The 22,184-nt window shown below is 71.4% G+C and carries 16 protein-coding genes; 11 read left to right on the top strand and 5 right to left on the bottom strand.

The genetic code is table 11. The features are described 5' to 3' along the window. Positions 1-155: 155 nt before the first annotated feature. Genes K8640_RS04685 through K8640_RS04675 form a run of 3 tightly spaced genes read right to left on the bottom strand, consistent with a single transcriptional unit; the run spans position 156 to position 3,818 of the window. A complete protein-coding gene (locus K8640_RS04685) occupies positions 156-1,172 on the bottom strand; it encodes a phytoene/squalene synthase family protein (protein ID WP_141330951.1) in 1,017 nt (338 codons plus the stop codon). After that, positions 1,169-2,725 (bottom strand): NAD(P)/FAD-dependent oxidoreductase, encoded by a 1,557-nt coding sequence (locus K8640_RS04680; protein ID WP_223745969.1) that lies wholly within the window; start codon positions 2,723-2,725, stop codon positions 1,169-1,171. Before K8640_RS04680 ends, K8640_RS04685 begins: the two co-directional genes overlap by 4 nt. A 7-nt stretch (positions 2,726-2,732) precedes the next feature. Then, positions 2,733-3,818 carry a polyprenyl synthetase family protein gene (locus K8640_RS04675; protein WP_141330955.1) on the bottom strand — a complete coding sequence of 362 codons (1,086 nt, stop codon included), beginning with the start codon at positions 3,816-3,818 and terminating at the stop codon, positions 2,733-2,735. A gap of 112 nt (positions 3,819-3,930) precedes the next feature. Here K8640_RS04675 and K8640_RS04670 point away from each other — a divergent pair, with 112 nt between their 5' ends. The 4 genes from K8640_RS04670 (at position 3,931) to K8640_RS04655 (ending at position 7,339) form a co-directional block, all read left to right on the top strand. Continuing rightward, a complete protein-coding gene (locus tag K8640_RS04670; RefSeq protein ID WP_141330957.1) occupies positions 3,931-4,506 on the top strand; it encodes a peroxiredoxin in 576 nt (191 codons plus the stop codon). Beyond that, positions 4,503-5,411: a TIGR01777 family oxidoreductase gene (locus K8640_RS04665; protein WP_223745968.1), complete on the top strand. Its 909-nt coding sequence runs from the start codon at positions 4,503-4,505 to the stop codon at positions 5,409-5,411. Before K8640_RS04670 ends, K8640_RS04665 begins: the two co-directional genes overlap by 4 nt. A gap of 75 nt (positions 5,412-5,486) precedes the next feature. Then, entirely contained in the window at positions 5,487-6,551 is a 1,065-nt protein-coding gene (locus K8640_RS04660) for an alpha/beta hydrolase-fold protein (protein WP_223745967.1), read from the top strand. 167 nt (positions 6,552-6,718) lie between these two features. Further along, positions 6,719-7,339 (top strand): hypothetical protein, encoded by a 621-nt coding sequence (locus K8640_RS04655; protein WP_223745966.1) that lies wholly within the window; start codon positions 6,719-6,721, stop codon positions 7,337-7,339. Positions 7,340-7,476: 137 nt separating this feature from the next. Here the strand turns inward: K8640_RS04655 and K8640_RS04650 are convergent, their stop codons facing one another. Beyond that, positions 7,477-8,109 carry a hypothetical protein gene (locus tag K8640_RS04650; protein ID WP_223745965.1) on the bottom strand — a complete coding sequence of 211 codons (633 nt, stop codon included), beginning with the start codon at positions 8,107-8,109 and terminating at the stop codon, positions 7,477-7,479. 37 nt (positions 8,110-8,146) lie between these two features. Here K8640_RS04650 and K8640_RS04645 point away from each other — a divergent pair, with 37 nt between their 5' ends. The 3 genes from K8640_RS04645 to K8640_RS04635 all read left to right on the top strand — a co-directional run bounded on the left by K8640_RS04645 (position 8,147) and on the right by K8640_RS04635 (position 14,088). Next, positions 8,147-11,494 (top strand): HEAT repeat domain-containing protein, encoded by a 3,348-nt coding sequence (locus K8640_RS04645; protein WP_223745964.1) that lies wholly within the window; start codon positions 8,147-8,149, stop codon positions 11,492-11,494. A 210-nt stretch (positions 11,495-11,704) separates the two neighbouring features. Further along, complete coding sequence (locus K8640_RS04640; protein WP_223745963.1) at positions 11,705-13,117, top strand: reverse transcriptase family protein; 1,413 nt, start codon at positions 11,705-11,707, stop codon at positions 13,115-13,117. After that, the gene (locus tag K8640_RS04635) at positions 13,114-14,088 is read left to right on the top strand and encodes a TIGR02996 domain-containing protein (protein ID WP_223745962.1); all 975 of its coding nucleotides are present in this window, start codon (positions 13,114-13,116) and stop codon (positions 14,086-14,088) included. The genes K8640_RS04640 and K8640_RS04635 overlap by 4 nt, the downstream gene beginning before the upstream one ends. 61 nt (positions 14,089-14,149) lie before the next feature. Here the strand turns inward: K8640_RS04635 and K8640_RS04630 are convergent, their stop codons facing one another. Then, the gene (locus K8640_RS04630; protein ID WP_223745961.1) at positions 14,150-18,505 is read right to left on the bottom strand and encodes an RCC1 domain-containing protein; all 4,356 of its coding nucleotides are present in this window, start codon (positions 18,503-18,505) and stop codon (positions 14,150-14,152) included. Between the two features lie 240 nt (positions 18,506-18,745). Here K8640_RS04630 and K8640_RS04625 point away from each other — a divergent pair, with 240 nt between their 5' ends. The 4 genes from K8640_RS04625 to K8640_RS04610 all read left to right on the top strand — a co-directional run bounded on the left by K8640_RS04625 (position 18,746) and on the right by K8640_RS04610 (position 22,148). Beyond that, positions 18,746-20,002, top strand: coding sequence for a metallophosphoesterase (locus tag K8640_RS04625; RefSeq protein WP_223745960.1), 1,257 nt, complete (start codon positions 18,746-18,748; stop codon positions 20,000-20,002). A gap of 38 nt (positions 20,003-20,040) precedes the next feature. Next, positions 20,041-20,712, top strand: a complete 672-nt coding sequence (locus K8640_RS04620; protein WP_223745959.1) for a TIGR02269 family lipoprotein — start codon at positions 20,041-20,043, stop codon at positions 20,710-20,712. A 13-nt stretch (positions 20,713-20,725) separates the two neighbouring features. Continuing rightward, positions 20,726-21,439 (top strand): double-CXXCG motif protein, encoded by a 714-nt coding sequence (locus K8640_RS04615; RefSeq protein ID WP_223745958.1) that lies wholly within the window; start codon positions 20,726-20,728, stop codon positions 21,437-21,439. Between the two features lie 67 nt (positions 21,440-21,506). After that, positions 21,507-22,148 (top strand): TetR/AcrR family transcriptional regulator, encoded by a 642-nt coding sequence (locus tag K8640_RS04610; protein ID WP_223745957.1) that lies wholly within the window; start codon positions 21,507-21,509, stop codon positions 22,146-22,148. The last annotated feature ends 36 nt before the right edge of the window (positions 22,149-22,184 follow it).

The raw sequence follows: 22,184 nt of genomic DNA, 5'->3' as shown, positions 1-22,184 counted from the left end.
CGCACGGGGTCTCCGCGGCGTCACCACCCTGCATCGCGCGGAGGCCATGCCCCCCTCGCCGCGGCTCCAAACGTCCGCGAGCACGTACGTCCCCCATGGCGTCATCGCCCCGCTTCGCGTGGAAGCCGGGGCACCCCCGCCTCCGAACACACGCATCAGCCATGGTGTCGGCCCCCCGCCTCGCTCGGCAGCAACGGCACGCGCGCCTCGCCGAGGGGCGCGGGCAGCACACTCATGGGACGCAGGAACGTCGCGGCGGCCAGTGACAGCTTGCGGCCCGTCGGCACGAAGGCGCGCGAGCTGAACACGTCGTAGTCGCGCACCTCAATCTCCCGGAGGATGTCGCCATAGATGGCGCCCATCAGCCGCACCATGCGCTGACTGCCGAACCCGGTGAGCGAGGGCACACCCTGCGCCGCGCGCGCGTAGTACACGCGGGCCCGCGCCACCTGGAAGCGCATGAAGTCCCGCCACCGCGCGTCCACCTTCCCGCGGTGCAGGTCCTCCTCGGACAGCCCGAAGTGCGCCAGCTCCCGCGCGGGCAGGTACACGCGGCCGCGCTCCAGGTCCTCGCGCACGTCGCGCAGGATGTTGGTGAGCTGCATGCCCCGGCCCAGGTCCGCCGCCGGCTGCAGCGCCGACACGTCCGAGCACCCGAGCACCGGCGTCAACATCAACCCCACCACGCCCGCCACGCGGTAGCAGTAGAGGTCCAGCTCCTCCCACGTCTCGTAGCGGTTCTTCGTCAGGTCCATCTCCATGCCGGAGATGAGGTCCTGGAACGGCTGCTCCGGAATCCGGTAGAGCCGCACCGTGTGCGCCAGCGCCGCGAACTCCCCTGCGTCCCACGGCGAGCGCGCCGCCACACCCGCCACCCGGTCATTCGGGGGCCCCAGCTCGCGCGAGGCCAGCTCCGGCATGGGCACGTACAGCTCCGCCACCATGCGTCGGGCCCGGTCCAACCGCACCGCGAGCTCCTCGCCGTCGGGCCCCGCCTCATCCACCAGGTCATCCAGCCGCCGGCAGAACGCATACAGCGCGAACGCCGCCTTCCGGCGCTGACCGAACAACAGATACGAGGCGAAGAAGAAGCTCTTGGCGTGATGCCGCGTCACCCGCCGGGCCAGCCAGTATCCCCGACGCACCAGCGCCTTCTCGTCGGTCGTGCTCATGCCGCCACCTCCGCCGCCACCGACTTCGCCGGGTCCGCGCGCGGGGACAACTTCACCCCGCGGTCACGAGCCCACGACATCAGCCGCTCGGTGACGAGCCGCGCGGAGATGAGCACCGTGGGCAGCCCCGTGCCCGGCTGCGTGGACGCACCGACGAAGAAGAGGTTCTTCACCCGCGCGTCCTGGTTGGACGGCCGGAACGGACCAATCTGCAGGAAGTTCTGCGCCAGTCCGAACGCGCTGCCCTTGGCCAGGTTGAACGTGCCCGCCCAGTCGTCGGGAGTGAAGACACGCTCCACCTCGATGTCCGACTCCAGGTCCGGATGGCCCAGCTCGGCCAGGCGCGCGAACACCTTGGCGCGCACCTTGGGGCCCTCCACCTTCCAGTCGAGCGACGGGTGCTGGTGCGGCACGGGCACCAGGACATAGAGCGAGTCCTTGCCCTCGGGCGCGAGCGACGAATCCGTGCGCGTGGGCGCGTTGACGTAGAAGCTCGGGTCGTCCGGCACGCGGAAGCGCTGGAAGATGTCGTCGAACGAGCCCTTGTAGTCGTGGCCGAAGACCACGTTGTGGTGCCCCAGCTCCGGGTACTTCCGGCGCATCCCCAGGTAGAGCATGTAGCCACTGGACGTGTAGCGCAGCGACTCGCGGCGCTTGAGCGTGGTGGCCTCCGGGTCCAGCAGCTTCTCGTACGCGTAGGGCAGGTCCGCGTTGCACAGCACCGCGTCCGCCTCCAGCACCTCGCCACCCTCCAGCCTCACGCCGGTGGTGCGGCCGCCCTCCGTGAGGATGCGCTCCACGGGGGTGCCGTAGTGGAAGCGCACGCCCTCCTCGAGCGCCAGCTTCTCCAGCGCCTGCGGAATCGCATACAGGCCCCCCTTGGGGAACCAGATGCCCACGCCCAGCTCGGTGAAGGGCAGCAGTCCATACACCGCGGGCGACTCGAAGGGAGACACGCCCAGGTACATGGTCTGGAAGGTCATCGCCGCGCGCAGCCGGTCGTCCTTGAAGTAGCGGCTGACGTCCGGGTACATGCGCCGATGCGCGCGCACCTGGAGGATGCGGGCGAGCACGCGCGGGGACAGGTAGTCGGTGATGCCCTCGTAGTTGCGGCCCACCAGGTGGTCCAGGCTCGTGCGGTACTGGACACGCCCCTGGGCGAGGAAGGCGAGGTAGCGCGCGTAGCTGCCCGGCTCCACCCGCTCCAGCTCGCGCCCCATGGCGCACAGCTCGGAGGTGAAGGTGACGTCCGAGCCGTCGCGGAAGTGCACCCGGTAGTTGGGCTCGCACTTGAGCAGCGTCAGGTAGTCCTCGATTCGGCGGCCGAGCGCGCGGAAGGTCTCCTCGAACACCTCCGGCATCAGCACGATGGTGGGACCGATGTCCCAGGTGAACCCCTCCACCCGCAGCCGGTTGCAGCGACCTCCCGGCCCCACCGTCTTCTCGACGACGCGCACGTCGAAGCCCTGGTGCGCCAGCCGCGCCGCCGCGGCCAGTCCTCCGACTCCGGCGCCCACCACCACCACGCGTCTGCCCTGGATTCGCGAGCTCATGAGGTCCTCAGGCGATGCGATGGGCCAGCCGCGCGATGAGCGCGTCCAACAGGTCCCGGGCCCCGTTGGGGTTGGGCAGCGAGTGCAAGGCGCGCCGGGCCGCGTGGGAGCCGCGCGTCACCAACCGCTCGCACGCCTCACGGCCGCCGTACTCCTCCACCAGCGTCCGGGCACGCGCCAGGGCGCGCGCGTCCTTGAGCGACTCGGGCAGCGACCAGAGCAGCTCCAACTCCTCGCGGGCCCTCGGCGGGGCGCGCACGTAGGCCGCCAGCACCGGGAAGGTGCGCTTGCCCTGCATGAAGTCGCCGTCCGCCGCCTTGCCCGCGACGCTCGAGTCACCGAAGAGCCCGATGAGGTCGTCCTTCAGCTGGTAGGCCAGGCCCACCTGACGGCCCACGCGCTCGAGCCCCGCCACCAGCTCGGGGCTGGCGCCGCCCAGCATGGCGCCGCAGACGAGCGGCGCGCAGAAGCCGTAGCGCGCCGTCTTGAGGTAGGCCACGCGCAGCGTCTGGAACAGCGACACCTGCGACAGCGGCGCGCCGCCCAGCGCCAGGTCCAGGTACTGGCCCGCCGCCGTGTGACGGCACACCGACAGGTAGTAGCGCACCACCCTCGCCACGCCCGGCAGGCCCGACTCCAGCATGGCCTCCAGCGAGCGCGCGAAGAGGTGGTCGCCCACCACCACCGCCAGGTCCTCGCCGCCGCGCCCCGGCGCCAGGAGGTGGTGCAGCGCCGCGCCGCCCCGCCGCAGGTGCGCCCGGTCCGCCACGTCATCATGGATGAGCAGGAAGGTGTGCAGCAGCTCCAGCCCCGCCGCGAAGCGCCACAGCTCGCCCGGCACCACCGGCGTGCCCTTCGCCAGACAGTGCCCCGCCATCACCAGCGCCGGCCGCACCCGCTTGGCCGGCCTGAGGGCGTACGTGCGCGCCTGCGCCATGGCCCACGTCCAGCGCGCGTCCAGGCGGGCCTCGTCCGGCAGGTCGAACAGCTCGCCCAACGACGTCTCCACCTGTGCCTGCACGAGCTTCAGCCAGGCCTGCTCCAGGGGAAGCTCGCCCGACATCGGCTGTACAGCGGGACGGGGAAGGGCCATCGGTTGATCCTCCGGATTCAGGCGGCTGCCGCTGAGAGGTAACGTTTGCGTCCAGGCCTTGTCAAGGCTATGTCCATGGTTTGTATCAACCTTGTCCACCAGGGGTCACCTCATGAAGACGTGGATCACCGGCACACTGGCGGCCGCCCTGCTTTCCCAGGGAGCCCTCGCGTCCAACCTTCCGGACGGTCCGCAGGACGCGACGTTACGAACCTCGAGCGGAGAAGAGGTGCGTCTCTCTCGCTGGCGTGGAAAACCGGTAATTCTCTTCTATGAGGACAAGGACTCCACGAAGCTCAACGCCGGGCTGAAGGAGGAGCTCTTCGCGCGGGGCAAGGAGCGCAACCTGTTGGGGGCGGCCACGGTGGTGGCGGTGGCCAACCTCATGAAGTTCGACTTCTTTCCCGCTCGGCAGATTGCCCTCTCCTACGTCCGGGACGAGGAGAAGAAGGTGGGCGTGCCCATCCTGGTGGACCTGAAAGGAGCCATGGGCGAGGCGCCGTGGACGCTGCCGCTGAAGACCTCCAACGTGCTGCTGCTGGATGCACAGGGAGTGTTGGTCTACCGACACTCGGGGAAGATGAAGCCGGAGGAGCAGACGGCCTTCTTCGAGTCGCTCAGCAAGCTGGTGGGGGTGGACCTGACGACGCCGGTGGCCGCGCCGGCCGCCCCGGGAGCCACCCCATGAAGGTGGCGGTGACGGGGGCCACGGGGTTCCTGGGCCCGGGACTTGTCCAGGGTTTGTTGAGTCATGGCCATCAGGTCCAGGTGCTCACGCGGGACGTGGCCCGGGCGCTGGAGCGGCTGCCCGCGGGGGTGACGGGGGCGGTGTTCGACGGGCGGACGGCGATGGCGCCCGAGGCGCTCGCGGGCGTGGACGCGGTGGTGCACCTGGCGGGCGAGCCGGTGGCGCAGCGGTGGACGAAGGACGCGAAGCAGCGCATCCACGACAGCCGGGTGCAGGGCACGCGGGTGCTGGTGGACGCGATGAAGGCCGCGGGCACGGTGAGGCGCTTCGTGTCCACGTCGGCCATCGGCTACTACGGCGGCGCTCGCGAGGCGCAGGCCCTGACGGAGGACAGCGCCCCCGGCGACGACTTCCTCGCGCGGGTGTGCGTGGCGTGGGAGGCCCAGGCGCTCCGGGCGCGCGAGGAGGCGGGGATTCCCACGGCGGTGGTGCGCATGGGCATGGTGCTGCATCCGGACGGCGGCGCGCTGCACAAGATGCTGCCGCCGTTCCGCTTGGGCGCCGGAGGGCCGGTGGGCAGCGGCAAGCAGTACGTGAGCTGGATTCACCTGGACGACGCGCGGGCGCTCCTCCAGTTCGCGCTGGCGCACCCGGAGCTGGAGGGGCCGGTGAACGCCACCGCGCCGGAGCCGGTGACGAACACGGCCTTCGCTCACGCGCTGGGCCACGCGCTGGGGCGCCCCAGCGTGATGCATGTCCCGGCCTTCATGGTGAAGGCGGCGCTGGGGGAGATGTCCAAGGTGGTGCTCGAGGGCCAGCGGGTGTTGCCCGCGCGAGCCCGGGCGGCGGGCTTCGCGTTCGGCTTCCCGGAGCTGGAAGGCGCGCTGAAGCAGCTGCTCGGCTGAGCGACGAAGCCCGGGCGCTCGCGTGGGTGACTCGGGCTAGAAACAGCGGCGGGAACTGCCCAGGAGCGACGCGGGATGGATGCCAGGGAGCTGGAAGCGCGAGCGCGAGCGGAAGGGACACCCGTCATCATCGGCGACACCGCCACCTTCGTGTGGCGCGGGCGCGGGCCCGTCTTCGTCCAGGGGGACTTCCAGGACTGGAAGGGCGAGCCGCTGCCGCTGGAGCGCGCGGGCCCTGGCCTCTGGACGCGCTCGCTGGCGCTGCCCCGGGACGCCTATGTGGAGTACGCGCTGTTCGACGCGAAGGGCCGTCGGGTGCGGGACGACTTCAACGCGCGCGTCTGTGACAACGGCTTCGGTGAGAGCAACCACGTCTTCTACATGCCCGACGGCGGGCCCGCCCTCCCCTCGCGCAGGCCCCGAGGTCTTCCCCGAGGCCGCGTCACCCGGCACCGCGTGGACATGTCCGACACGGGCCTGACGGGCCAGCGCACCGTGCACCTGTATGCCCCGCCGACGAAGGGGCCCGTGCCGCTGGTGGTGGTGCTCGACGGCGAGGAGTACCTGCGCCGCGTGCGGCTGCCGGAGCTGGTGGACACGCTCATCGCCGATGGCCGCATGAGCCCCGTCGCCCTCGCGCTCGTCTCCCATGGCGGCCCCATGCGCGACGTGGAGTACGCGTGCAGCGAGTACACGGTGGGCCTGTTGGTGTGGAAGGTGCTGCCCCTGGCCCGCGAGCACCTGTCCCTGGTGGACGAGCGCCACCACCCGGGCGCCCATGGGGTGCTGGGCTCGTCCCTGGGCGGACTGATGTCGCTCTTCATCGGCCTGCGCGCGCCGGAGACCTTCGGGCGGGTGCTGTCCCAGTCGGGCGCCTTCGTGGTGGAAAACCACGAGTTCGTCGTCTTCGACCTGGCGCGGCAGGTGCCCCGCCGCCCGCTGGAGGTGTGGATGAGCTGCGGCCGGTTCGAGGGGCTGCTGGAGGGAAACCAGCGCATCGCCCCCCTGCTGAGGGCCAGCGGCCACCGGGTGGAGGACCGGGAGTACAGCGGAGGTCACAACTACACGGCCTGGCGGGATGACGTGGTGCGTGGGCTGGAGTGCCTGTTCCCTCCCACCCCCGCCGCCAAACGCCGGTAGTTGCTGAACGAATTGGATTGTCTACCGGTGGTCATTCGACTCGCGCACAGTCGACGGAGGATCCACCTTCGGGCTGGACGCAACTGGCGCCGGGGGCGTCCGATAACTTCCCTGAGACTTCCCGGAGCCATGTCAGCACCGGCTCGCAGTCTTCCTGGAGCGCACGCATGTCGCGCATTGATGGTGGAAACCGTTCGTCGTCGCCGAAGAGCTCCGTGCCGGAGCGCTCCAGCACGGAGCGGGCGGATTCCGCCGCCAACAAGGGCGCGCAGCAGAACCCCGGAAAGAAGGACGCCCAGGCAACTCGCGCGGTGAGTCCGTTCCAGGGGCGCAGCGACTTCGAGCCGGACCGCCGTCCGACGCCTCGCGCCACGCCGGCGGTGGCACTGGGGGGTGGCCCGCTGACGCCCGCCTCCTCCGAGGCCTCGGCCATCGCCGGTGCGGACGCGGAGCTGGAGCTGCTCTCGGAGTTCTCCGACGCGGACGCGCAGGGCGGCATGGCCTCCGCGATGCTGCACGCGCACGCGGACGAGCCCGCCTCGCAGGCCCGCATCGTCGAGCGGCTGAAGCAGGATGGCCGGCTGGAGTCGCTCTTCGGCGAGGTGTTCCGCGAGGGCAACCCGTACGTCGAGCAGCCGCACCGGGCCGCGGTCGTCCGCGCGCTCGACACCGCGATGGCGCGGGGCACCGTGACGAGCGACGACCTGCGCTCGTTCACCCGCGGCGCCTACGCGCAGGAGTGGCGGCAGATCGGCTCCGAGCTGTCCGCTCCGGACGCGAAGCCGTAGTCCCACGGGCGAGGGGCCATCGCCCCTCCGAGCCGCGACGGTGGCGATGAGCGCACGCCGAGCGGCGGGGCATGCCCGGCGGACCGCGGCGCTCCTCGAGAATCAGCGCTGGGCGCGGACGAAGCGCCAGCCCCGACTCAGGCCCCGAGCCGTCCGACGAGCGCGCCGCGAACCGCGTTGGACACCGCGCGCGCCTGCTTCGTGAGCTCCTCGGGCAGCCAGTAGTAGAGCAGCCTGCCGCCCGTCTCGACCTGGGCGCGGACGAAGCGCATGCCCTGGGCCTGCGCGTGCTCCTGGCTCGCGGGCAGGCACTGCTTGCACAGGCACGGCAGGGCCGAGCCCTCCTGGTGCGCGGTGAGATTGAGGGGGCCTGCGCCCGCGCTGGAGAGGAGCAGCTCCACGTCTCCGGAGGTGAGCGTGCGCGGCGTCTGGAGCGACATGCCCAGCGCGCCCTTCGCGGCCTGGATTCCCTTGCCGGACTCGAAGCGCAGCTTGGGGATGGCGGTGGTGACGTCGGTGATGGGCACGCGGTTCTTGCGGCCCACCCAGCCGTCGTCATCCAGGGACAGCCCTTCGAGCACGGCGACGAGCCACAGGGCCTCGTCCGGGGGCCGCACGGTGACGAGGAAGAGGCGACCGCCATTCTCGAGCGGCGCCAGGTGCTTGCTCTGACTGCGATAGCGGTCCGTGGGCAGCACCTTGCCGGGAGACAGACCGACGGCCTCCTTCTCGAAAATCGCCTTGCTGATGATGGCCAGCATGTCGGGCATGTCCGCAGTGTACCAGGGCGCATAGAGTCCGCGGGCGATGCTCGACTGGGACCTGGCCACCGTGCGGTTGCTCGACGAGGACGTCACGGTGCGGCGCGAGGCGGCGGGCACCGTCGACGGCTCGCGGCTCGACGGGCGCTACGCGCTGAGGCAGGCGCTGCTCACGGACGAGGACGCGCAGGTGCGCGCCATCGCCGCGCGGCGACTGGGGGACGCGCGGGACGGACGCTTCGCGCCCGCGCTCCTGGAGTCACTCGGAGACGCCATGCCGATGGTGCGGGACAGGGCGTGGCGCGCGCTCGCGCGACTGGGGGCGAAGGACCTGCTCGCGCCCGCGACACGGGCCGTGCGGCAGGAGCCCGTGTGGTGGGTGCGGCGGGCCGCGGTGCGCGCCTCGGCCTCCGTCGCTGGGGCGGACGCCGTGGAGGTGTTGCTGTCGGCGCTGGAGGACCCGTTCTGGCGCGTGCGCCACGCGTCGGTGCAGGCCCTGGCGTGGCTGGGCGCGGAGGACGAAGCCCTGCGGCAAGAGGTCCGGCAGGCCGCGACGAGACACACCCAAGGCCCCGTGCGCGCGGCGGTGGCGTGGCTGGAGTCCGAGTGGAACACCGGTGCTCGGGACGACGTCCCGCTCCCCGCGCCGCTCGCGGCTCTCGCGGTGGCGCCCGGAGCCGAGCCTCTCTCCAGCGAGGACCCGGCGGTGACCACCGCGCGGCTGGAGGCACGCTCCGCCGAGTCCGTCTCCGCGCGTGAGCTGGTGGAGTGGCTGGGAGATCCACACGAGCCGCTGCGTGCGCTCGCGCGTCGGCGACTGCGGGAGCGCAAGGACGTCGAGGCCATCCGTCTCGCGATGCGCTGGCTGGACGAGCCGCGTGTCCCGCATGCGCGCGATGAGGCGCAGGCGCTGCTCGACCGGCCACCCGTGGATGAGGTCGCGCTCGCGAAGCGGGTCCTCGAGTCCCTTCCGAAGCCCAGGCCCGGCGCGTTGGCGTGGGCCGGGCGCATCGCGGTGAAGCACGGTCTCCAGGACCCCGTGTCCCAGCTCCGTGCCTGGATGGCGCATCCGGACGCCGCGTACCGCCGCGCGGCGCTCGGTGCGCTCGTGCATGCTCCGACGCATCGTCGCGACGTGTTGAATGCACTCGGCGACGGGGACGAGACGGTGCGCGAGGAGGTCATCGCGGCGTGGGAGCAACGGCCCAAGGCCCGCGCCGCGTTCGACGACTTCGTCGAGGCGCTGATGGCCTTCGCGCCCAAGGCACGGACGGCGAGAGAGCGCAGGGCTGTCACCTCCGCCGCGGCACATCAGCAGGACCTCGACGTGCTCCGACAGTTCGCATGGGACGAGGACCCCGCGACGAGCGCGACGGCCCTGGCCGCATTGTCCGCGCTGGGTGGACTCAGCGACGCGGAGCGACAGCAAGCCCGTGCCCACGAAGACCCGTGGCTGCGAGCCGCCGTGCTGGACGTGGACGACGCCGCACACGTCTGTCTCCACGACGCGGACGCCACCGTGCGACGCCAGGCGCTGGAGTGGGTGCTCACACACGCACGCGAGTTCGCTGACGAAGGCCCCGCAACCGAGATGCTCTCACGCGGCGACTCACCCGGCGCTGGGATGCGCACCCGAGCCACGGGCCATCCCTCGTCCGAGGACAACGACGCCCCAGCGCCCCAGTCCACCGAAGAGTTCGCACGCAACGGTTCGCGTGCGCCAGGGAAGAGAGCCCACTCCAGGGAGCCGCTCTCCACCGAGAGCGATGAGGCCCTTGCGCCAGAGGCGCTCACACGCAGCGGTCCGCCTGCTCCAGCGATGCGGACTCACCCCGCTGCGAGAAATGAGACTTCAGCGCCCAAGGCGCTCACACGCAGCGGTCCGCCTGCTCCAGCGATGCGGACTCACCCCGCTGAGAGCGATGAGACCTCAGCGCCCGAGGCGCTCACACGCAGTGGCCCGCCTGGCGCGTGGATGCAATCCCGCCCCGCCGAGCGGCTCTCGCCCGAGAGCGCTGAAGCCCCCGCTCTCGATACCGTCGTGGCCCTCGCCTGCTGCGGCTCACCGGACCCGTGGATACGTGCCCGCGCCGCGGAGCACCTCTCGCCCGAGGGCGGAGACACGGAGCTGCGCGCGCTCCTGCGCCTGTCACGCGACACCGAGCTCATGGTCCGCACGGCGGCGGCCTCGCCCCTGGAGTCCTGTGAGACGCTCGACGCCCGCCTCGACGCGCTCCTGCGCCAGCCCACCACGGACGACACCGTGGACCTGCGCATCGCCGCGTGGACGTGGCGTCTGCGCCGCGCGGATGACGACGCCTTCGCCCGACTCCGTGAGTCCCTCGGCGGCACCACCGAGTCCCCCCGCGTCGTCCCCCATCTGCGAGCCCTCGCGCTCACCTTCCCCGAGCCTCTCTTCGCCGACGAACCCGAGCTGGCACGTCAGCGCCCCACCACCTCCTCGCGCCCCCGGGAGCGCCCCGCGCCCCGCCCATTCATCCCACGCGCCAGCGCACGGCCACTCGGGCGCACGGGCCTGACGGTCTCTCCCCTCGTCCTCTCCGGCGCGCACCTCACCACGCGCGAGCCCTTCTTCGAGGCCCGCGACGCCGGCATCGACACGTTCTTCTGGGAGCCCCGCTACGCCGCGCTGACGCAGTTCCTCCGCGGAGGCCGGAACACCCGCGAGCAGTCCGTCATCATCGCGGGCACCTACCACTCGGGCGCCGCCGCCATCCGTCGTGACGTGGAGTCCGCGCTGCGCCGTCTGCGCACCACCTGGCTCGATGTCTTCCTGCTCTTCTGGGTCCGCGCACCCGAGCGCCTCTCCGACGAGAACCACGCCGTGCTGGAGCAGCTCCGCGCGGAGGGCAAGCTGCGCGCCTTCGGCTTCTCCACGCACCTGAGAGACCTCGCGCGAGACGCCCTGGACCGACACGACTGGCCCGTGGTGATGACCCGCCACAGCGCCGCGCACCCGGGCGCAGAGGCCGCCTTCCTCCCCGAGGCCCGACGTCGTGGCACCGGTGTCCTCACCTTCACCACCACCTGCTACGGCCGGCTGCTCAAGCCCGTCCCCGGCGGGCCCCAGGACACGCCCCTCCCGACCGCGGTGGACTGCTACCGCTACTCTCTCTCCCAGCCGGGCGTCAGCGCGAGCCTCACCGCGCCGCGCAACCGACGCGAGCTGCTCCACAACCTCGACGTGCTGTCCCGCCCGGACATGGAACCCGACGCGCTGGAGGCCATGCGCGCCCACGGTGAGCGCGTGCGCGACCAGGGACGACTCCTCGATTCCCTGGTGCGCCGGGCTCCCGGAGGCCCTCGCGAAGCGCTGCTCGCCCTGATGGACGAAGAGGGCCCGGCCGAGCTGGACGACCTTCCTTCATCGTGAAGGATGTGGTCAGCTTCGCTCCGCTCCTGGGGTCGCGTGCAGCCAGCCTTCCGTCCGCGATGTCACGTCGCGGCTGCCCATGACACCCATTGAAGGACGACGCGGTACGAGGTCCGCCTGGCGGGCTTCCCCGACCTCGTCCGCCTCTGCCGTGCAGGTGGCGGCGTCCCCAGGAGCGCGCAGTCTCATCGGTGGTCCCGGAGCACGTGAATGGACCTGGTCTCACTCCTCCTCGAGCTCAAGCCGTTGATGGAGGACCCCGAGGGGAACTTCAGCCGCATCACCGGTCTGCTCGAGCGCCACCAGGGTCTCGCCGAGTACGAGGTCGCCCGCTTCTACGTCAGCCGCCACTGGAGCCAGGCCGTCTCCCGTCGCCTCAACAGCCAGGACCCGCGCGAGCGCCTGGAGGCCGTGCGCCTCATCCCCCTGCTCTTCCCGCGCCTCATCGCCGCCGGGCACCTGCGTCGCCGCGTGAAGGACGCAGACACCCGCGTGGCCACCGCCGCGCGCGCCGCCGTGCGCAAGCTGGGCCTCGCGGACGTGTCCCTGCCCGACACGCGCATCGCGCCGCCGCGACGTCCCCGCCCCATGGCCCTGGGCGGCTGGAATCCCACCGGCTGGTTCTACGGCCTGTATCCCCACTCGCGCGGCAAGGTGAAGCAGAAGCCCGACCTCCCCACCCTGCCGAAGCTCGAGAGCCGACAGGACGTGGCGCGCCTCGTGGGCGTGGAGGAGTCGGAGCTGGAAGCGCTGATGCGCCCCGGCTCCGGCCCTGGCTCCGGCTACGTGGAGTTCGAGGCCCCCAAGCGCTCCGGTGGCGTGCGTCGCATCTGCGCGCCCCGCGAGAAGCTCAAGTCCGCGCAGCGTGCCCTGCTCGAGGGGCTGCTCGCGCACCTGCCCACGCATGACGCCGTGCACGGCTTCGTGCCGGGCCGCTCCACGGTGACGAACGCGAACGCCCACGTGGGAGCGAACGTGGTGGTGCGCGTGGACCTGGAGGACTTCTTCCCCACCGTGCACTACCGGCGCGTGAAGGGCCTCTTCGAGGCGTACGGTTACAACGACGAGGTGGCCTCCACGCTCGCGGGGCTCACCACCTGGCGCCCCCGGCTGTCGGACGGCACCGTGGTGTGGCCGGGCGTGCTGCCGCAGGGCGCGCCGACCTCGCCCGCCATCGCCAACCTCGTCTGTCGCCGCATGGACGCGCGCCTGCACGCGCTGGCGACGAAGGCCGGCGCCGCGTACACGCGCTACGCGGACGACCTGTCCTTCTCCTTCGCGAAGCCGCCGGAGAAGCTGGGCCGCTTCTTCTGGTGGGTGAACGCCATCCTCCAGCAGGAGGGCTTCACGGAGAACGCCCCCAAGCGCCGCGTCATGCGACAGGCGGGACGCCAGCGGGTGACGGGGCTCACCGTCAACCAGCGCGTGGCCATTCCCCGCGAGGAGCGCCGCCGCTTCAAGGCCATCCTCGCCAACTGCCGCAAGCACGGCGTGGAGTCGCAGGCGCGCGGCCGTCCGGACTTCCCGGCGTATCTGGAGGGCTATGCCGCCTACGTGCGCATGGTGCACCCGGAGCTGGGCGCACGCTGGCAGGCCGAGGTAAAGGAGCTGCTGGGGCGATGAGCGACTTCGACACGCTGCTCTCGAAGGTGGTGCGGGCGCCCGACGACGACGCGGCGAGGCTCGCCTGCGCGGACGCGCTTCAAGCGCTGGACCCCGCGCGCGCCGAGTTCATCCGCGTGCAGCTCGCGCTGCCCGGACGCATGGACCCGGCCCGACGCAGGTCGCTCCAGCTGCGTCAGCGCGCGCTGCTCGACGAGCATGGCGCGGCCTGGCTCAAGCCCCTGCGCGACGCGCGCGTGCACGAGCCCACCTACCACCGGGGATTCATCGAGGAGCTGGACCTCGCCGAGGACAAGCTGGCCCTGCACGGGCACGAGCTGTTCGCGCGGGAGCCGGTGTCGCGACTGTGCGTGGCGGTCCGGGACGGTGTGGGTCTGGGGCTCGCCGCCGAGCAGCCCTGGTTCTCCCAGGTGCGCTGGCTGCGGCTGAAGGGCTCGGGGGTCGACGCCGCGGTCCGGGCCCTGGTGTCCGCGCCTCGCACGGAGCGACTGTCGGGACTGGTGCTCGCGGGCGCCACGGACGCGTCCCTGCGCGCGCTCACGCAGAAGCCGGTGCTGCCCGCGCTGCGCTCGGTGAGCTTCTCCAGCAGCGCGCTGTCGGACGAGGGCGCGGCGGTGCTCGCGAAGGCGACCGTCCCCTGGGAGCGGCTGTACCTGTCCGGGAGCGGCCTGTCCGACGACGGCGTGGCGACGCTCGCCCGCGCCAAGGGCCTGGAGACGCTCCAGTGGCTGGCGCTCAACCGCAATGACTTGAGCGATGAAGCGGCGGTGGCGCTCTCGAAGAGCACGGGACTGCCCCGCCTGGAGCGACTGGAGCTGTCGCGCAACGAGGTCACCGAGGAGGGCGCGCTGGCGTTCCGCTCGCCCAAGTCCCTGCCGTCGCTGCGCCGCCTGGAGCTGCTCGACATCGGCCTGGACCCGGACGCGCTGGCTCCGCTCATCAAGCGGCTGGGCCCCGGGCTGCGGTTCTGAGCTTCGGACACGGCGCCCGGAGCGGTGGGACCACGCCCGCTCCGGACGACGAGGACTCGACTCAGGGCAGGGACACGACGCCCGGCACGGCCCGCTGACCGGGGAGCCCCACGCCCAGCGTGCCGTGGAAGTTCGTGCCCCAGCTGCGCGCCTGTCCCTCCATGTCGAGGGCCACGGAGAACTCGCCGCCGCCCGACACCATCATCGCGCCGGCGAGCCCCTTCACCGGCGTCGCCTCCAGCCGGTTGTCGCAGTCGTCCGTGCCCAGCTGCCCGTGCGAGTTGCGTCCCCACGTCCACACCTCGTCGCCCACGGCGAAGGAGTGGTAGGCGCCCGCGCCCAGGCGCTTCACCGCCGAGAGGCCCGGAACGGGCTCCGGGTAGATGCGCGTCGACAGGCTCCCATCGCCCAGCTGACCGTGGCTGTTGTCGCCCCAGGACCACACCGTCCCGTCGGAGCGCAGCGCCAGCGAGTGGTAGCCCCCCGCCTGCACGGCGCTCACGCCCTCCAGGTCCATCACCTTCATGGGGGTCATCCGGTTGGTGGACGTCCCCTCGCCGAGCTGCCCGTAGGCATTGTGGCCGCAGGCCCAGAGCGTCCCGTCGCCGCGCAGCACCAGCGAGTGATGGTCTCCGCCCGACACGGCCACCGCGCCGTCGATGTCCACCATGCGCGTGGGCAACGCGCGCGCCTCGGCCGTGCCGTCGCCGAGCTGTCCGAAGACGTTGTAGCCCCAGCTCCACACGGCGCCGTCCGCGTCCACCGCGAGCGAGTGGTAGCTGCCCGCGGCGATGGCCACGACATTCAGGAGGCCGAGCACCTGCACCGGCCGCGTGCGGTTCGTCGTGGTGCCGTCGCCGAGCTGTCCGAAGACGTTGTTGCCCCACGCCCACACCGTGCCGTCCTCGGCCAGCGCCAGCGTGTGCCACGCGCCCGGAGCGACGTCGCGCATCTTCGTCAGGCCCTCCACCGTCGTGGGCATGGACCGGCTCTCCGTGGTGCCATCCCCGAGCTGCCCGTGGGAGTTGATGCCCCACGTCTGCACGGAGCCGTCGGCCAGCACCGCCGCGGCATGCTGATGCCAGGCGCGCACGGTGACCACGGGCGCGAAGTCCTTCGACGTCGGCAGCTTCACGTCCACGGGCATCGTCCGCGGGCCGGACTCCGCGTCACCCAGCTGGCCATACTCGTGGCTGCCCCAGGAGCGCACGCTCTCGTCGCCCAGCAGCGCCAGCGTGTGCTGCTCACCGGCGACGACCTCCGCCACGTTGGACAGCTCCACCACCGGCACCGGCTTGAAGCGCAGGAAGTGCGTGCCGTCCCCCAACTGCCCGTAGCCGTTGTCGCCCCACCCCCACACCGAGCCGTCCTGGCTCAGCGCCATCACGTGATGCGCGCCCGCGGCCACCGCCTTGATGCCCGCGAGCAGCGGTACGGGCTTCGGTGTGCCGCGCGACTCGTTGGTGCCGTCGCCGAGCTGACCGCTGATGTTCGCGCCCCACGCCCACACCGTGCCGTCACTCAGCACCGCCAGCGAGTAGGACAGCCCCGCGCTCACACCCGTCGCCGCCTCCAGGCCCTTCACCCGCATCGGCGTGGCACTGGACACCGTGCTCCCATCGCCGAGCTGCCCGCTGTCATTCGTCCCCCACGCCCACACCGCGCCGTCCGTGCCCACCGCGAGCGCATGCCCGACGCCCATCACCATCGAGGCGATGTTCGACGGACTCTTCAACGGCGCGGGTGTGGTGCGGTCCAGATGGGTGCCATCGCCCAGCTGTCCGCGCTCGTTGGCTCCCCACGTCCACAGCGAGCCATCCGCGCGCAACGCCATCGACGCGTCACCGCCCGCGGCCACGGCCACCACACCCTGCAGGCCACTGACGGGGACCGGCGTGACACGCGGCTCGAGCGAGCCCTCACCGAGCTGTCCACGCGCGTTCGCGCCCCACGCCCACACGGAGCCATCACACGCGAGCGCCAGCGAGTGCCGCGCCCCCGTCGCCACCGAGCGCGTGCACGGCAAGCCCTGCACGGCGATGGGCGCCGCGCGGTGCGTGGTGGTGCCATCACCCAGCTGTCCGGACGTGTTCTGTCCCCACGCCAGCACCCCACCATCGGAGCGCACCAGCATCGAGTGCGAGCTGCCCGCCGACAGCCGCCGTCCCTGTCCCAGCCCCAGCACCAGGACGGGCTGCGCGCTCCACCCCACCGCGCCGAGGCCGAGCTGGCCGAAGCGGTTGTAGCCCCACGCCAGGAGCCGCCCGTCGCGGCGCACCGCGAGCACGTGCATGTAGTTGGCGCCGAGCACCTTCACCTGCGACATACCGGGCACTCCACCGGGCACCACGCGCGACGCGATGCTTCCATCGCCGAGCTGGCCGTACGTGTTCGCGCCCCAGGAGCGAAGCGTCCCATCCTTCATCACCGCCATCGAGTGGTACTGGCCGCCGGACACCGACTCGACGCCCGTGAGCCCCGCCGTCTGCACCGGGCGGAAGCGGTCCGTCCACGAGCCGTCACCGAGCTGTCCGTCCGCGTTGTCGCCCCAGGCCCACACGGTGCCGTCGTCGCGGACCGCCAGCCCATGCGCCCCGCCCGCCGCGAGCTTCACCACGCGCGTCAGCCCCACCACCTGCACCGGCGCGACGCGCTGGGCTCCGGTCCCATCCCCGAGCTGCCCCTCGAAGCCGTCGCCCCACGCCCACACGGTGCCGTCCGAGCGCAGCGCCAGCGAGAAGTACGTGCCCGCGGCCACGGCCACCATGCCGGACAGGCCGGGCACCTGTATCGGAGTGAGGCGGTCCTTCGTCGTGCCGTCGCCGAGCTGCCCCACGCCGTTGTAGCCCCACGCCCAGACGGTGCCGTCCGCGCGCAGCGCCAGCACATGCCCGCCCCCCGCGGCCAGCGACGTCACCCCCTGGAGCCCCGCCACGGGCGCGGGGATGGCGCGGTCCCTCGTGGAGCCGTCGCCGAGCTGCCCGTTGGCGTTGCGCCCCCAGCTCCACACCGTGCCGTCCGAGCGCAGCGCGAGCGAGTGATGCCCGGACGCGGCGACGGAGACCATGGCGGTGAGGTTCGTCACCCGGACCGGCGCGATGCGCTCGGTGGTGGTGCCGTCGCCGAGCTGCCCGTTGGCGTTGCGGCCCCAGCTCCACACCGAGCCATCCGACAGCGTGGCCAGGGAGTGGAAGCTGCCGGACGCGGCGGCGGTGACACCGGACAGGCGCGTGACGACCTCGGGTGACAGCAGGCGCTCCGCGCCACCATGGCCGAGCTGACCGGAGGCGCCGCCACCCCACGTCCACAGCGTGCCGTCGGCGCGCAGCACCAGCGCGTGCTGGGTTCCCGCGGACAGCTCCGTCACCGAGCCCAGCCCCTTCGTCTTCACCGGGAAGTTGCTGTCGTTCGTGGTGCCGTCGCCGAGCTGCCCCTGCGTGTTGCGGCCCCATGCGGCCACGGTGCCGTCCTGGAGCAGCACCAGCGAGCCGGCCTCCTGCGCGCTCACGGACCGGACGTGCTTCACGTCGAGCACCTGCATCGGCGTGGAGCGGTCCGCCCACGACCCGTCGCCGAGCTGCCCGGAGCCATTGCTGCCCCAGCTCCACACCGTGCCGTCCTTGCGCAGCGCGAGCGCGTGATAGAGGCCCGCGGCCACGGAGGTGACGCCGTCGAGCGAGAGCACCTGCTTGGGCAACAGGCGCTGGGTGGTGGTGCCATCGCCGAGCTGACCGGAGGCGTTCGCGCCCCACGCCCACACGGTGCCGTCCGAGCGCACGGCCAGGGAGAAGTCGAAGCCCGCCGCGAGCGCCACCACGTCCGTCAGGCCCACCACCTGCGCGGGCGAGGGGCCCTGCTGCGTGTGGCCCCGGCCGAGCTGTCCGTAGAAGTTGCTGCCCCACGCCCACACGGTGCCGTCCGAGCGCAGCGCGAGCGAGTGGAACTCGCCGGTGGCCACCGACACCACCTCGGAGAGGCCGGGCACCGGACGGGGCGTGGCGCGGTCGACGAGGGTGCCATCGCCGAGCTGCCCGGAGGTGTTGCCGCCCCAGGACCACACGGTGCGGTCCGAGCGCAGCGCGAGCGAGTGGAGGTTGCCGGCCGAGACGGCGAGGACGTCCTTCAGTCCCGGCACCTGTCGGGCGAGGACGCGCTGGAAGGACATGCTGCCGGAGCCGAGCTGTCCGGACGCGTTGCCACCCCAGGCCCACACGGTGCCGAGCGGGGTGACGTAGAGCGAGTGCTGGCCACCAGCGGCGACCCGGGACGACGCGGCCTCCAGGGCCTGGGAGCGGGAGGTCCGCGCTTCGGGGAGGGCCTCGGGAGAGGGTGTACCGTCACATCCCGTTGCGAGCAGCAGGCCCAGCACCAGGAACAGTGGGAGACCCGCGCCCACCCTCAGGTTGTCCATCCGCATCACTCAGCCTCCAGCGAGAAGCGGCCGTCCATACATCGTGTCCTTGGGGAATGAGAAGCACGGAGCGTGAGCTTGCTCGCCCGGGCGTGCACGTGACGTCGCGTCATCGGCCCGCGTCAGGAGGGACCCTGGTGCCTCCCGGGCGGGCAGGCGGGCCATGGGCGCACACGCGGGGTGATTCACGTTTCTTCACGGAGGAGCGCCTTGCGGCGCGTGGGGCTCGGGGGAGTATTGGGGGACATGGATTCACCGGCGCGCTTCATCGTCTTCGCGGTGCTCACGGGGCTCATCACCGTGGCCGTCCACATCTACCTGTATCGGCGCCTGTTCGCGGACACGCTGGAGGACGCGCGATGGCGGCGGGTGGGGATGGGGGTGCTGACGGCGCTGGGCACGTTGTTGGTGTTGTCCTGGTCCGTGACGCGCTTGCTGCCGATGGACGCGTTGTTCGCGGTGGCCACGGGCGTGTGGATGTGGATGGGCGCGGCGCTGTACCTGCTGCTCGCGCTGTGGGGCATCGGCGGTGCACGGGCGCTGGGTCGACGGCTGACGCGTGCGCGCGTGCCGGAGGCGGACACGGGGAGCGTGGTGGCGGGCGGGTTGATGGCCGTGGTGGAGGGCGCGGGGAGCGGGCTGGAGGTGGAGGTGGCGCCCGCCGAGGTGAACGTGGAGCGGCGGCGGTTCCTGGCGCGGGCCACAGCGGGCGGGGCGTTGCTCGCGTCGGGAGGGCTGACGGGCTACGGGGCGTGGCGGGCGTTCCATCCGCCGGTGGTGAACGAGGTGGCGGTGAAGCTGCCGGGGCTGCCGAAGGCGTTGGATGGGTTCACCATCGTCCACCTGAGTGACATCCACGTGGGTCCGGTCATCCAGCGGCGGTTCATGGATGAGCTGGTGGCCCGGTGCAATGACTTGCGTCCGGACCTGGTGGCCATCACCGGAGATCTGGTGGACGGGAAGGTGGCATCACTGGGGCCCGCGGTGGCGGCGCTGCGGGAGCTCCGGGCGGGGCACGGGACGTACTTCGTGACGGGGAACCACGAGTACTACTGGGACCAGGACGCGTGGGCGCAGGCGCTGGAGGGAATGGACATCCAGGTGCTGCGCAATCGGCATGTGAGGATTGGCGATGCGGGGGCGTCGTTCGACCTGGTGGGCGTGGATGACTGGTCCGGCGGGCATACGGGCGTGCGAGGGTATGACTTGGAGGCGGCGGTGAAGGGGCGCGAGCCGGAGCGGGCGGCGGTGTTGCTGGCGCATCAGCCCTCGAACTGGCGGGTGGCGGCGCAGGCGGGGATGGGATTGCAGTTGTCGGGGCACACGCATGGAGGACAGTTCTTCCCCTTCACGCTCGCGGTGTCGGCCATCTGGGAGCACGACGCGGGACACTTCCAGGAGGACGGCAAGCACCTGTATGTCAGCCGTGGAACGGGCTTCTGGGGGCCTCCGCTGCGCGTCGGCGCGCCGCCCGAAATCGTGAAGGTGACGCTGCTGGCCTGACAAGTCATGACAGACCTGGATGCTAGGTCTGTCTGACCATGCGAACCCGACTCGCCGTCTGCCTTTCGCTGTTCGCCGTCTCCTGGCTGGGCTGCGCCAGCGTCGCGCCCTCCGTGGCACAGCAGGCCTGGGAGGAGGCGGAGACCGAGTGCGACGCCTCGAGCGAGGACCAGTGCGTCACCCTGCTGTGTCTGGGAGACACCTGTGGGTTCTATCCCTGCGAGAGCACGCCCGGCGCCATCGAGCTGACGCGGTTTCCTCCCTCGCGGCCACCTGCCGCCGCCGCGGCTCCGGGCAGTGGACCGAGGAGGAACTGGGGAGGCGCGCAGCAACTTCCCAAGGGTTGGGTGATGACGTTCCCCAACTGGAACGGCGCGCCCTCCCAGGTCATCCCGCCCTCACATCAGCTCCCGAAGGGACGTTGGGAGAAGCACCACATCTTTCCGCAATCACCGGAGCTTGCCATGTGGTTCGACCGACAGGGAGTGAAGATCCACCACTACACCATGCCCATTCCGCTCCACGTCCACCGACGCATCCACGATGGGAACGGCAAGGGCGGGGCGTGGAATGATGCGTGGCGCGAGTTCAGGGACAACAACTCAGCCGCAACCCCCATGGAGATCTATCGTTTTGCTGGAGAGCTGATTCACCGGTTCGAACTGATGGGCGGCCCGATTCAGCCCTACTACCAGCGTCCAGGGACATGAGAGCCTCCGGCACATGACCCGGTACTTTCGGCTGCTCAAGGACAAAGTCACCGTCACGGCGGTCATCGACGCCTGTCACAAGTGGGGGCTTCCCGGGGTGCATTGCCCCACGTGCGGCAACACCTGGGCAGGCGCGGGGCATGAATACCCCGCCGTGGATCTGTCCCAACTGCCGGAACGCCGCGAGTTCGAGCGAGCACGCCCCGAGCCCTTCGCCGAATTCGCACGGCTTCGCGAGCTGGTACGTCCCCTCGCGCCACCCCATGCCGAGTTACCCCCCGGAGCTCTCTTCGGACCTCTCGTAGGAACGGCGTCCGGGAAGTTCGGTCCGTTCACCGCCCAAGCGAGCTCGATGTGGCTCATTCGCCGGGACTCCCTCGAGAGCCTTCAAGAGGAAGGGATACGGGGTCTCCTCGGCTGCCCCACCGAGCTGCGCATCCGCCAGAAGAACCCACCGGAGCTCCTGGAACTCCAACTCGAACCCCATGGCCAACTGCACCCGGACTGCATCCCTCCGGATGTGCCCCCACGGTGCGAGATGTGTGGCCGCAGAGGCTTCAGCCTCCCGGATGAGCCCATCCTGGATGCCGCCTCGTTGCCCCCGGACCTGGACCTGTTCCGCGTGGGCAACTTCGCGACCGTGATTGTCGGCACCGAGCGCTTCATGGACGCAGTGCAGCGCCTGGAGCTCTCTGGAATCATCTTCCGCGAGCTGCCCACCCGTTAGCGTTCCGCCCGAAATCCACACGGTGACGCTGGTGACCCGAGACCCTCGGGGTATGGTTTTCGCCGCCATGGGCAAGGAACCAGCGAAACGAGAGCTCAAGCAGGAACGCTCCGCGCGAACCCGCGTGGACATCCTCGAAGCCGCCATCACCCTGTTCGCCAAGCGTGGCTTCCTCGCCACCACCATGGCCGACCTCGCCCGCGCCATCCACATGACGCCCGGCGCCCTGTACTGGCACTTCCCCGCGAAGGAAGACCTGCTCCTCGCCGCCATCGACGAGCTCCACCAACGCTACGTCATCGCCTTCGAACCCCTCTTCGCCCACTACCGCTCCCTCTCCGCCCGCGAGCAGCTCCTCGCCTTCACCCGCCGCACCCACGAGTTCCTCGGGGAGCATCGCGAGTGCGGCATCTTCTTCGGCATGCTCGCCGCCGAGGCCGCCGACTCCAACGAGCGCGTCGCCGAGGCCATCCGCGAGAAGCTCGGCCTGTACTCCCACATCCTCGGCGGCATCCTCCGCCACGGCCAGAAGACCGGTGAGTTCCGCCAGGACTTCGACCCCCACGTCGCCGCCCAGGGCATCTTCGGCGGCTACATGGGCGCGCTCATGTACCAGAACCTCTTCCGCACCACCCTCGACTACGACCCGATGGCCGCCGCCCTCGACGGCCTGCTGGCCAACGGCGCCCTCGCGCGCAAGGACGGCTGACTCCAACAACGACTCGGGCGGCCCCCAGACACCGGG

The sequence above is a fragment of the Myxococcus sp. XM-1-1-1 genome, assembly GCF_020037095.1.
Classification (GTDB): Bacteria; Myxococcota; Myxococcia; order Myxococcales; family Myxococcaceae; genus Myxococcus; species Myxococcus fulvus.
The sequence above is the reverse complement of the archived record's forward strand: the minus strand, read 5'-3'. Positions and strand labels throughout refer to the sequence as shown.